This is a genomic window from Acinetobacter sp. MYb10 (assembly GCF_002980175.2).
Lineage (GTDB): Bacteria > Pseudomonadota > Gammaproteobacteria > Pseudomonadales > Moraxellaceae > Acinetobacter > Acinetobacter guillouiae.
In genome coordinates this window covers 3,694,016-3,706,331 of sequence record NZ_CP058272.1, presented here as the reverse complement: position 1 = coordinate 3,706,331, position 12,316 = coordinate 3,694,016, and the positions used below count along the sequence as shown (strand labels likewise).

9 protein-coding genes and 8 tRNA genes are annotated in these 12,316 nt (G+C 38.7%); 5 read left to right on the top strand and 12 right to left on the bottom strand.

Annotated features, from left to right (window positions below; genetic code table 11):
- Nucleotides 1-512 precede the first annotated feature (512 nt).
- Nucleotides 513-935, top strand: a complete 423-nt coding sequence (locus tag CQZ96_RS17405) for a hypothetical protein (RefSeq protein ID WP_105714346.1) — start codon at nucleotides 513-515, stop codon at nucleotides 933-935.
- 108 nt (nucleotides 936-1,043) lie between these two features.
- Here the strand turns inward: CQZ96_RS17405 and CQZ96_RS17400 are convergent, their stop codons facing one another.
- A complete protein-coding gene (locus CQZ96_RS17400) occupies nucleotides 1,044-1,493 on the bottom strand; it encodes an ABZJ_00895 family protein (protein WP_105714347.1) in 450 nt (149 codons plus the stop codon).
- A gap of 478 nt (nucleotides 1,494-1,971) precedes the next feature.
- Nucleotides 1,972-3,183, bottom strand: coding sequence for a multidrug effflux MFS transporter (locus tag CQZ96_RS17395; protein WP_105714348.1), 1,212 nt, complete (start codon nucleotides 3,181-3,183; stop codon nucleotides 1,972-1,974).
- Nucleotides 3,184-3,329: 146 nt separating this feature from the next.
- Between CQZ96_RS17395 and yccS the strand changes: the two genes are divergently transcribed.
- From yccS to CQZ96_RS17375, 4 genes are all read left to right on the top strand, one after another.
- Nucleotides 3,330-5,504, top strand: a complete 2,175-nt coding sequence (gene yccS, locus CQZ96_RS17390) for a YccS family putative transporter (RefSeq protein WP_081401077.1) — start codon at nucleotides 3,330-3,332, stop codon at nucleotides 5,502-5,504.
- Between the two features lie 99 nt (nucleotides 5,505-5,603).
- On the top strand, nucleotides 5,604-6,164 hold the full coding sequence (locus CQZ96_RS17385; protein ID WP_004723779.1) for a YcxB family protein: 561 nt from the start codon (nucleotides 5,604-5,606) through the stop codon (nucleotides 6,162-6,164).
- A gap of 159 nt (nucleotides 6,165-6,323) precedes the next feature.
- The gene (locus CQZ96_RS17380; RefSeq protein WP_105714349.1) at nucleotides 6,324-8,972 is read left to right on the top strand and encodes a PepSY domain-containing protein; all 2,649 of its coding nucleotides are present in this window, start codon (nucleotides 6,324-6,326) and stop codon (nucleotides 8,970-8,972) included.
- Nucleotides 8,973-9,096: 124 nt separating this feature from the next.
- Nucleotides 9,097-9,882, top strand: coding sequence for a YdcF family protein (locus CQZ96_RS17375; protein WP_105714350.1), 786 nt, complete (start codon nucleotides 9,097-9,099; stop codon nucleotides 9,880-9,882).
- 33 nt (nucleotides 9,883-9,915) lie between these two features.
- Here CQZ96_RS17375 and CQZ96_RS17370 read toward each other — a convergent pair whose 3' ends face one another.
- From CQZ96_RS17370 to CQZ96_RS17325, 10 genes are all read right to left on the bottom strand, one after another.
- Nucleotides 9,916-10,383, bottom strand: a complete 468-nt coding sequence (locus CQZ96_RS17370) for a DUF2750 domain-containing protein (protein WP_034613763.1) — start codon at nucleotides 10,381-10,383, stop codon at nucleotides 9,916-9,918.
- A gap of 75 nt (nucleotides 10,384-10,458) precedes the next feature.
- Nucleotides 10,459-10,534 (bottom strand) — tRNA-Val (locus CQZ96_RS17365).
- A 185-nt stretch (nucleotides 10,535-10,719) separates the two neighbouring features.
- Nucleotides 10,720-10,796: transfer RNA gene (locus CQZ96_RS17360), tRNA-Asp, on the bottom strand.
- Nucleotides 10,797-10,804: 8 nt separating this feature from the next.
- Nucleotides 10,805-10,880: transfer RNA gene (locus tag CQZ96_RS17355), tRNA-Val, on the bottom strand.
- 107 nt (nucleotides 10,881-10,987) lie between these two features.
- Nucleotides 10,988-11,064, bottom strand: a tRNA-Asp gene (locus CQZ96_RS17350).
- 8 nt (nucleotides 11,065-11,072) lie between these two features.
- Nucleotides 11,073-11,148: transfer RNA gene (locus CQZ96_RS17345), tRNA-Val, on the bottom strand.
- Nucleotides 11,149-11,220: 72 nt separating this feature from the next.
- Nucleotides 11,221-11,297, bottom strand: a tRNA-Asp gene (locus CQZ96_RS17340).
- A 44-nt stretch (nucleotides 11,298-11,341) separates the two neighbouring features.
- Nucleotides 11,342-11,418 (bottom strand) — tRNA-Asp (locus CQZ96_RS17335).
- 23 nt (nucleotides 11,419-11,441) lie between these two features.
- A tRNA-Val gene (locus tag CQZ96_RS17330) sits at nucleotides 11,442-11,517 on the bottom strand.
- Nucleotides 11,518-11,799: 282 nt separating this feature from the next.
- Nucleotides 11,800-12,198: a YbaN family protein gene (locus tag CQZ96_RS17325; protein ID WP_004723787.1), complete on the bottom strand. Its 399-nt coding sequence runs from the start codon at nucleotides 12,196-12,198 to the stop codon at nucleotides 11,800-11,802.
- Between the last annotated feature and the right edge of the window lie 118 nt (nucleotides 12,199-12,316).

Genomic DNA, 12,316 nt, shown 5'->3' with positions numbered 1-12,316 from the left:
TTTATAACAATCTGAGTGTGCTCAAATGACTTTAAGCAACATTCTTTATTTGAATTGGATACTTGATGAATTACTCTTCTACTTTATCTATTGCTTATATAACGAGCAAATTTAACTGCATAAATACAACAAAAGCATGCAAAAATGAAAAACTCCAGCTTTGCAGCTAGAGTTTGTCTGATCAATATAATCTTTATAGATGATATATGGGATTAAACCCAATCGGCGATCATGTAAACAAGCAAGGAAACAAGAAATAACCCCACAAGAATAAGCATATAAATGGGTAAGCGATTCTTATGCGTTATATCTTCAGTACTTGTTACATAAGATGGTTTATTGAAATCGTGTTTCATGACGTCCACCTCCATCGAATTGATGTATTTTTATACTAACAGGCTATTTGTGATCTGTGTGTAAAAATATTTTAAGCAAAAGTAAATTTTAATTCGAGCAGTTCTTGATAGATAAATGAGCTATAATATGTACCCCATTTTTTGGCTATTGTAGATATGGCTTATCAACGACAAAGTGTCGAGTTGGACTTGGACACTGATGTCACGCATCAATGCTTCACACATACTTCAAGAGATGATCATCTCATTGGAATTATTGAATTTAACAAGCCAAGTTATATTCTAAAATGGGGCGATTTAGAGTATTTCCGTCGCCGTACAGATGAATTGTCGGTCATGCCGTTCCCAGAATGTGTCAATGCAATGATTATTGATATTCGCAATGTCGTACCATTTCTGGATAATGAAGTTCCAATCGTACCATGGCGTTTACTTGAAGAAGACTGCCCGATACGACTTGTTGTTCCTCAAGATCGTTTAGAACATTATGCAGGGATCTTTGAACCAACATGGTTAACCACAGACATTGAAATTGCCATTCAAGAATTACGCGAATTTATGGATATGTTCGTACACTAACAGCATATCCATAGCTTAAAAATAAGATTTATTTTTTGATTATTTGTATTGATACAGATTTCATCAATGACTTTGATTTCTCAAAGTAAAGTCAACAATTTAAACAGATCATTGACCAAACATTTTAGCTGCCATACGCTGCGCTTGCTTTCCATAAAACCAATAGGTAATTAAATATAAAGGGATTGCCAACATCAACAACATGATCAATGCAGTGAGCAAAAATTGAGTATTTTGCAGATACATCACAAAAGTTTTCCACACTTCTGGATCATTTTGAGAAAAAAACCAAACACCCGCAAATACCCCAAGTAAATTATAGCCCCAAAATATTGCAGTATAACCAAGGGTCAGTTTTTTACGCTCTTGGTCTGTAGGCGCACGGCGTTGTTGTTTGAGAAAACGATATAACACAATAATCATCGCGATCAGATAAGGTATTGCGGTTAACACGCCAGCAATTTCATTGGGCAATAATGCAGCCAATACACCTGCAACCATGGTCAAGACTAAACAAAGCAGCAAAAACCACAAAAAATATTTGTTTAAAGACACCATGACGACAGCCTAGATTGCATAAAGAACAATATTATAATTTTTTTTCAACTTTTTTTCATTTTCTTGTCAACCAATTTGAAACTGTTGTCGTTATATAAGTATAAGGTCTGCAGCAACCAAATTGATTGCACGGCATCCGCAAAGAAATTTGGAGACCTTCTCTCAGAGAAACTAAAAACTTATGCTTCTTAAGATTCAACTTAGCAGCCTGAATCTTTATAACGAAGTATTTTGGCCGACGATTTACTCATCACTCGAATCGTCGGCTTTTGTTTTTCTGGCGTTTGTGTTTTTATCGTTTCTGCTTTGACCGCGTGTATGTGTATCGCGTACTTGTTCTAACAATACAATCTCTTAGAACCTGTCAATTTCCTCATACTTGAATAAAAAATACAGATCGTCTTTGATTCAATAAAACAAAATTCACTTTTGTCTTGTAAATAAACAAGACGATCTCTTGTTCAGTATCGATATAAGCTTAAATTTGTTTCATCTTGAACTGTTGAGCCACTTTTAAAATTGCCATAAATCCAGCCACAGTAAAAGCCAACATCAAAATTCCCATATTTAATAAATGATTCCATATGAGAAAATTCAATACCACACCCCCCAATAGACCACACGCAAATTGCATACTGCCCATAATTGCACTTGCAGTTCCTGCTCTTGAGCCTTGTTCAGACATCGCCAATGCCATCGCATTCGGTCCAGTAAAACCAATCCCTGAAACAGAGAAAAATAAGCCCAACATGACAATCGCCAATGGTGCATCAGACATGAAACCTGCGCTGACAATAATCAGCCCACCTGTGACTTGAATCAAACCACCAATTTTTAACCGCAGGATCACCGAGAGTTTGTTGGCTAAACGCTTATTGATAGAAGACAGTAAAATGATACCAAAAGCATTAAAACCAAAGGCAATAGCAAACTGTTGCTGAGTTAAATGATAACCATCCATCAACACTGCTGCCGCGGAACTGATATAACAAAATAGTGCTGCACCAGTAAAGCAACCTGCCAACATCGGAAAGCGAAAGCTTCGATCTTTAAAAATAGCAGCATATAAAATAAAAACTTGTTTAAAGTTGAGACGCAGCCTACGTTCTGGTGCGAGTGTTTCCTTAAATAAAAAATGTACACAAAATAAGCAAAACAGACCAATCACAAACAAGGCAATAAAGACACCTTGCCAACTAAAGAATTGTAGAATGGCTGCACCCAAGGTTGGAGCAAGAATTGGGGCAATCCCCATCACAATCATCATACTGGAAAAAGCTTGTGCTGAACCTTGCACATCTAAACGGTCTCGAATTGCAGCCCGTGCCATCACCACACCCACACAGCCCCCCAAGGCTTGTAAAACGCGTGCGGCAATCAATGACCAATGATCAGGTGCTAAAACACACAACAAGCTGGCAAAAGCAAACAAGGTCATACCAAAATAAAGCGGTTTCTTACGCCCAATACGGTCACTGATTGGACCATAAATCAATTGACCAACAGCAAGACCAAAAAAATACGCCGGCAAGGTATTGGCGACTTGCTGGGTCGTCACATTAAAATCTTGCGCCATTTGTGGTAATGCCGGCAAATACATATCAATGGATAATGGACCCAAAGAAGTAAATAAAGCCAAAAGCATAATCCAGCCCGTTGAATACTGCTGACCAACGTTTTTTTCAGACATAGATGGTTTATAATTTGATAAGGAATGTTGCAGACAAGTTTACACTGTCCATTGTATGATTTGTCACAAAGATAAGTGAAAAGTCATATAAGCCAAATCGCATTTCCCAAGTAAATAACACCCTATTGATTTAACAAGGATTTCCTTTGAACACTTGGCTGTTAAAACTCAGAAAAGCAACCTACAACACAAGTTTCATGTATAACTTGAGAATGATCATTGCCTTTACAGGGACTGCATTTGTACCTTATCTGTTGGGACAGCAGTTAATGACCATTCCACTCACCTTAGGGGTGGTTGCAGCAGGTCTCAGTGATATAGACGATCGCTTCTCTGTACGTATCATGAATTTGATCTATACCTATATCGGATTCTTTATCACCGCTGCCTCAGTGAGCCTGCTCTTTCCTTACCCTATTCTGTTTGCCTTAGGGTTGATTGTTTCTTGTATCGGTTGGATTTTATTGGGTTCTTTGGGACGTCGCTATGCCACCATTTCTTATGGCTGTCTGGTGGTTTCTGTGTATTCCATGCTTGGGGTGCATTTATTTGATCAATGGTATATCCAGCCAAGTCTATTGGTGGTTGGTGCAATTTGGTATGGGGTTATTTCAACCATCAGTTTTTTACTGTTCCCAGTACGGCAAGTTCAAGACAAGCTGTCTCAATGTTTTTCATCATTAGGTAATTTTCTATTTTCCAAATCCAATTTGTTTGATGTCGATATGACACCAACCAGCTATCAAGACAGTATGATTAGTTTGTCTATGGAAAATGGGCAGCTCATCAGCATTTTTAATGATATGCGTACCGCCTTGTTGACGCGTTTAAAGGGTGACCGAGGACAACGTGATACACGTCGTAGTTTACAATATTACTTTGTTGCACAAGATATTCATGAACGGGCCGATTCAGCACATATTGATTATCAAAAGCTGGCCAAAATGTTTGAACATAGTGATGTATTATTTCGTTTTCAACGTATTTTAGCGCTGCAAGGCAAAGCCTGTAAGGATCTAAGCGATAGTATCTTACACCGCACCACCTACCAGCATAATGTCCGTTTTGAGCATGCTTTTAAAAACCTCAGATACTCGCTGGATAAACTCAAAAAAGAAGAAAATTATGACTTAATTTGGATCAACTCATTGTTTGCACTTTATCAAAACTTAAAGTCGATTGATGCCCAATTACAAAATCTCGAAACTGAACGGCATATAAAATACGATCAAAGTAAAAATTTCGAAAACCAACTTAAAGATGATGACCTCAAAGGTTGGGATGATATTGTCATTCGAATCAAACAAAATTTAACTCCCGAGTCTGTACTTTTTAGACATGCAATTCGTGTTTCGATTGTTTTGTTTATTGGCTATGTTTTTGTGCAACTCACCAATATTGAATATGGTTACTGGATTCTATTAACCGCACTGTTTGTCAGCCAACCGAACTTTAATGCGACCAAACGACGTTTAAGATTACGGATTATTGGAACATTAGGCGGCATTATTTTAGGCTATGCAATTTTGTATTTTGTGCCCTCTATTGAAGGACAACTCTTATTACTCGTACTCAGTGGTGTATTGTTTTTTGATTTACGCAGTAAACAATATGCCCAAGCCACTGCCTTTATTACCATCATGGCGCTGATCAATTTTAACTTGGATGGGCTTGGCTATGAGGCAGCGCTACCTCGTATGATTGATACAGTGATTGGCTGTGCCCTCGCCTGGTTCGGTGTCAGCTTTATTTTCCCTGACTGGAAGTTCCGTCGTTTACCCCGCACCATTCAACGCTCACTGGAAGCTCAATGCAATTATTTGGCAAATGTAGTCGCTCAATATCATCAGGGACGCAATAATAGTTTAGAGTATCGAATTGTTCGCCGTGCTGCACATAATCGGGATGCAGATGTTGCCTCACTGATTTCAACCCTTGCCACTGAACCAGATTTTGACCCAAGTCAAAAAAGCTTAGCTTTTGAGTTCTTATGTCTAAATCATACCTTTCTTAGCTATATCGCAGCACTCGGCGCACATCGTGAGCAAGTGAAAGACCAACAGGTGCTTAATTTATTGGATCAAGCTTTAGATGATATCTCTGGGGCTTTATTACGGGATGAAATGCCTGATTTAACCGCGCACAATATGTTGAAAGCCATTCGTACCCGTTTAAGCCAATCCGAGTCAGAAGACTCTAAATCACTCATTATTCTTCAACAATTGTCATTAATGTTCAGTATTTTAAAGCAACTAAGTAGCTTGAAACAGAATTTAAGCCATGAACGAGATGATCAATCTACTGAATTGGCTTCTTTATAAATCTGCATCAAAATTGCATCGTTATTTGGTACAATAGGTGCACTAAATCTTGAGATTTAGTGCTAAACTCTGACTAGATTTACATACATTACTGACACTATGACTGCCAAGAATATTTACGCTTATACCTTACAACCTGTTCCGTACGAAGTTTCGGAAGCCGAACAACGCGGCGCTCAACTTGCAATTTGGCGTAGTACCAATAAAATTGGGATTAAAGCTTGGGCAATCATGGGTGTAGCAGTGGTACTCTCATTACTTGGCATCGCTTTAATTAAAAACTATTCAACCATTATTTTTTGGGTGGTTCTTGCTGCAGTTGCCATCTATCTTTTGGTTCGCAAGTTCGGTCTTGAATGGTATGTAAAACGCAAGATGAATGAATTTCCAGTTCAGGAAATCAAAGGTGTAAAATTAGGGGTGCAGCCAAGTGGTATTGTGATGCGTCAACAAATGGGTGTACAAGAAGGTGTTGGAACCGTGGCTTGGAAAGACATTTATGAATGGTACAACACCCCTGAATTCTTACTGGTAAACTTTAAAGTAAAAGGCCAACAAGGCGCATATATTCTACCTAAACGTATGGATAGCAAGAATTTCCCCTTTGAAACACTGCGTAAACATTTAAAAGAAGTTGTTGGTGAACCCAAGACACTTTAATTTAAAATTTTAAAAGGCCTCCATTTTTGGAGGTTTTTTTGTACTTCGCTATTTTAATAAAAATGATAATGAGAATAAATATTATCTGCAAAATTCATTATCTCTCCGATTTATTCAGCTATAATTTGCTATCAAAAATATTCTGCCCTTTGCATTGCCATGTTTAAAAAGACTTTTTTTCAAATTCACTGGTTTCTAGGGATTACAGCTGGTTTAATTCTCTCAATTATGGGAGTGACTGGTGCAATCTATTCTTATGAACAACCTATTCAAAGATGGTTAAACCCAGACAGCTACACGGTAAAAGTTGAAAATCAGGCAAAACTCACGCCTGCTGAAATTTATCAACATTTCCAAACCCAAAACCCTGAAATGAAGATCAACAGTATTACTGTCGCAAAAGCCGCTGAAGAAGCTTCAAACATTAATATTGTCAAAGAAGGCGCTCGTAGAGGTTATACCATGATGGTAAACCCTTACACGGCCGAAGTTCTTCCAGAAGTGAAAGGCAAAGATTTTTTTCAATTTATACAGCAACTGCATCGTAACTTAACTGTCGGTGAAGTCGGTAAACAAATTACTGGCGCCAGTACCTTGATGTTAATTTTCTTTGTACTCAGTGGCCTCTATTTACGCTGGCCGAAAAAGCATTCTTTTAAACAATGGTTTGCCATTAAGCCTAAACTCAAAGGTCGTAATTTTCTTTGGGATCTACATGCTGTAGTCGGCACATGGGTGGTGATCTTTTATTTACTTTTAGCATGTACTGGGCTGTATTGGTCGTATGACTGGTGGCGTAATGGTATGTTTAAAGTAATGGGGGTTGAACGACCTCAGCCTGAAATGCAAGCGGCACGCGGTGGAGAAGGTCAAGGACGTCAAGGGGCTTCTGGCAATCCTCAACAACAACCACAACAACGTGGCGAAAAGCAAAATCAAACGACAGGTCATCAACAACCAGACCGTGAAAATAAGCATGAGAATAAAGAAGGTTTAAAACCAGAACAAATTCAACATGTACTTACTCAAACATGGAATGGGTTTAATGCTCAAATTAATCGTGACTATTCGACACTGACTGTTTCGATCCCTAAAAAGCCAGATGGTAAAGTTGAACTCACTTTTGTTGATGCTATTCCACAACATGAGCGTGCACGAAATAAAGCAACCTATAACTATCAAACTGCACAAATTGAAAAATTAGACTTATACGAAAGCAAACCACTCAATGAAAAAATCATGGGAAGTATGCTCCCTGTACACCGTGGTAGTTTCTTTGGCCCAGTTTTTCAATTCATCGCAATGCTTGCGGCATTGGCAATGCCATTATTTTTTGTTACTGGATGGATGCTGTATTTAAAACGTCGTAAGCAAAAGCGACTTACGCTTGCTGCAAAACAAGCGGGTTCAGCAATTCAAATTGATCCAAATGCAACACCTTGGTTAATTACTTATGCCTCTCAAACAGGAATGTCTGAGCAATTGGCATGGCGCACCTCAACCAGTCTACAAGAAGCCCATCAGCCAACAACGGTAAAAGCTGTACAACAACTCTCTGAAGATGACCTCAAGCAAGCCAAACAGATTCTCTTGATTGCAAGTACCTATGGTACAGGTGAAGCACCTGACTTAGCCTCGCACTTTGAGAAAAAGCTTATGGCTACATCATTTGATCTTTCGCATTTAAAATATGCGGTTCTAGCATTGGGTTCACAAGACTATCCTGAGACCTATTGTAGCTTTGGGCATCGCATAGATGCATGGTTAAAACATTCTGGTGCGCAACAATTGTTTGCTACGCTTGAAGTCAACAATGGCAATAATGCAGATATCCAACATTGGAATGATGCTTTAGCAAAAGCCACAAAACTCGATCTACAAACAATGTCTATTGATAAAGTTTTTGATCAATGGCGTCTAACAAAACGAGAATTACTCAATCCAAACAGCTTAGGCGCACCCGCATTTAATCTTGAATTACAAGCCAGTTATGATACAGCTTGGCAAGCAGGTGATATTGCTGAAATTCAAACGGGAAATAGCCCAGAACGTATTCAATTGTTCTTGGATAAATATCAAGTTCATGCAGAAACAAAAGTGGATTCACTCGAACAAAGTATTCAAGAAGCGCTTTGGAATCGCGATTTAACTGTTGCTGTTGAACCTTTTGCCAATATGGAACATTTACTTGAGCAACTCCCTACACTACCGACTCGTGAGTATTCGATTGCCAGTATTCCAAGTCAGCAAGTGTTGCGTTTGGTGGTTCGTCAGCAACAAAATCCTCAAGGTGAGCTTGGTCTCGGTTCTGGTTGGCTGACAGAACATGTGCAATTGCGTGATAAAATTGCGTTAAGAATTCGTAATAATGAATCTTTCCATTTAATTACCGATAACCGCCCGATTATCTGTATCGGAAATGGTACCGGGATTGCGGGATTAATGAGTTTGATTCATGCCCGTGTTCGTATGGACTATACTGAAAACTGGTTGATTTTTGGTGAACGCCAACAAGCAAACGATTATTTCTTTAAAGATACAATTCAAGCTTGGCAAAATACAGCGATGCTAAAACGTATTGATTTAGCCTTCTCTCGTGATCAAGCTGAAAAAATTTATGTACATCATAAACTGCGTGATCAAGCGGAAGAACTGAAAAAATGGGTGGCCAATGATGCGGTGATCTATGTCTGTGGCAGTATCAATGGTATGGCAACTGATGTTGATCTTGCTTTAATTGATATCCTTGGAGAAGACACAGTTGAACAATTACGTTTAGATAGTCGTTATCGTCGTGACGTTTATTAGGCTCTATTGAATAAATTTACCCGCCAAAACCGAGCTCGATTGCTCGGTTTTTTTTGATTCATATATAATAAATACACAGATTTCGTTTAGAATTAGACTAATTTTTAATGATTTGTTTTCACCCATGTATAACAATAAACTCTTCCGCATTGTCTTTTTTTTGCTGGGATTTGTCTTATTCCTCGATGGATTTATTTTAATTTTATATAAAAAAATCCACTTAGGAACAATACTCCCTTTGCTGATTGGCTTAGTCTTTATCACTACAGCGCTATGGAGCCAACACATTCAGCAGTATTTGGCACAACACTTAAAGTTAAAGAAAATCTGGCGCTTAGGATGGGTTCTATTTACACTTTGGTCAGTCAGCTTAATCGGCTTCTTTGGTTATATCCACTTAAAATCCCAACAAAATACAGCAGAAAACAATCTACAAGCAATTATTGTTTTAGGCAGTGGCATTACTCAAGGAAAAGCCTCACCGACCCTCGCAAAACGTTTAGATCAAGCCGGTGAAATTGCAAAACAACAATCACAAGCTTTGATCATTGTCAGTGGTGGTTTAGATTTTGGTGAAGAAAAACCTGAAGCGGAAATTATGTCGCAATATTTACAAGAGCATATGCAAATCCAAGCCAGTAGAGTCCTACAAGAAAATAAAAGTACCAGTACTGACTTAAATCTAAAAAATAGCCAAGCGATTTTAAAAGCGCATGGTTTAACTTTAGACTCTAAAATTGCGATTGTGACCAGTGATTTTCACACCTTACGTGCCGCAGCAATCGCCAGAAAGCAAGGCTATCATAACTTCATTACTGTAGGTGCTGAAACTCCACTCACGACACGCTATAACGCATGGTTAAGAGAGTATTTTGCCTATATCAGCGGTTGGGTGCTCGGTGAATATTAAGACGTAGAACGCCATATGATTGTTTATACAGCGTTACTGATGTAAGCGAATTTTCCGTGGTAACGGTAAGCGTTTATTGTTTTGAAATAACTCAGGTTGAGTCGTATACATCTGATATAAATAATTTTTGATATCGAGTAAAAATTTATTTGTCGAAACTAAAATATTCCGCCCTTCAGGGGTTAAATTTATAGAAATTGCGGTATTATTTTGTTTGATAAAAGGAATCATCTGTTCAATAAAAACAATGAGTTCAACTTCTTGAACTGCGTAACGGCTCCAGTTATCTTTAATCAGAAGTTGTGCCAAATTTTTACTTTGCCAAACAGCTAAAGACTGTTGCCCTGTCGGTGATGCGCACAAAGCCCAGCCATCATCATACAGAACAAAAACCTTAGTTTGCGAAACAATCATTTCGACAAAATGTTTGTATTGGTCTAGGGTTTGAACTGAGTTTTTTTGAGTTGAAGACGCAGCTTTACGTTGATATGGATTTCTCATAGAAAATTTATTTTTAAAATACTTATGCTTATATATTATACAGAAGTTCTAAACAAATAACTAGATTGGAAAATTTGGTGGGCGCTGACGGGATCGAACCGCCGACATTCTGCTTGTAAGGCAGACGCTCTACCAACTGAGCTAAGCGCCCTGAGTGTGGATAAACAAAGTTGTTTACTCTGTTTGAACCTATAAGAAAAATCGATGATTTAATCTTAAGTTCTATCCTAAAGATGGGGAGTAAGCGATATAAAGTCTATAATGTTTGATCTTTAAAAATCAAAAACTTCAAATTCTTACTATTCCAAATATCTTGATCTCAGGAAAAAAGATAAATGGCGCAGCGGACGGGACTCGAACCCGCGACCCTCGGCGTGACAGGCCGATATTCTAACCAACTGAACTACCGCTGCGTTGTATATGGTGGGCGCTGACGGGATCGAACCGCCGACATTCTGCTTGTAAGGCAGACGCTCTACCAACTGAGCTAAGCGCCCTGAGTGAGGATCATCACAATATTACTTTATCAGAACATAAAAAAAAACTATATTTCCTTTCAAATTCTTATACATCCAAATATCTTGATCTCAGGAAATAAGATAAATGGCGCAGCGGACGGGACTCGAACCCGCGACCCTCGGCGTGACAGGCCGATATTCTAACCAACTGAACTACCGCTGCATTGTATATGGTGGGCGCTGACGGGATCGAACCGCCGACATTCTGCTTGTAAGGCAGACGCTCTACCAACTGAGCTAAGCGCCCTAAACTAGAATAAATAAAAAACTATTTAGACTCTAATTCAGTATTACATGTCACTGCAAAATCATTCTAAAGTGGCGCAGCGGACGGGACTCGAACCCGCGACCCTCGGCGTGACAGGCCGATATTCTAACCAACTGAACTACCGCTGCACTTTAACAAATGAATTGCTATACATACGATGATTGAATTTAAGTGGCGCAGCGGACGGGACTCGAACCCGCGACCCTCGGCGTGACAGGCCGATATTCTAACCAACTGAACTACCGCTGCACTAAAAATTCAACGTTAAAGCTTGGTGGGCGCTGACGGGATCGAACCGCCGACATTCTGCTTGTAAGGCAGACGCTCTACCAACTGAGCTAAGCGCCCTAACGACTTCATCGTTTGTGAGGTGCATTATAGAGAATCTTTACTGAGTGTCAAACGCTTTTCTCGATGTTTTACCTATTTTAGGTTTGAGTGATTAAAAAATAGATCATTTTAGTTTAAATTGGTGTTTTTTGTTTATTATTTATCTATTTATAAGGTTTTAAAACCTGTATTTTAATTAAATTGAGTTGATCATTTAATCAATATTTTAACCCTATTATCTATTTGCTCTAAACTTAATAAAATATTCAGTACTGAATGATCAAGAATATCAAATAAAGGCTATTCGGATTTATCCATTTCATTCAGATTTTTTACAATAGGTTTTGGTTCAGGGCGCAACCAAAGCCAGATAGCCACAATCAACATGGTCACATCGGTAAAAATTTTCACAGCCAGTGGTGCATTGGTGAATAACATAATTACTCCACTGATCAACATCATAATACTGGCGATCCACTTTGCTTTACGTGGCACAGTCCCATTTTCACGCCAAGCACGAAGCGTTGCACCATATTTTGGATGATTGAGTAACCAAGCATCAACCTGTGGCCAACCTTTTGATGCCGCCCAAGCTGCCAAGATGAGGAAAACTGTCGTTGGCATTCCCGGTAATATTGCCCCAATAAACCCGAGTACAATAAAAACAATCACCAATGTTCGCCAAAACAAAACTTTCATAGATTAACTCAATCTGCCCATTCGACTAGTATACCGCCCAAATGATTTTGCCAGTATATTTTAAATCAATTGAAATCATTGTATTTTAAAATCACGGTGTTCATCATTTCCAATACAG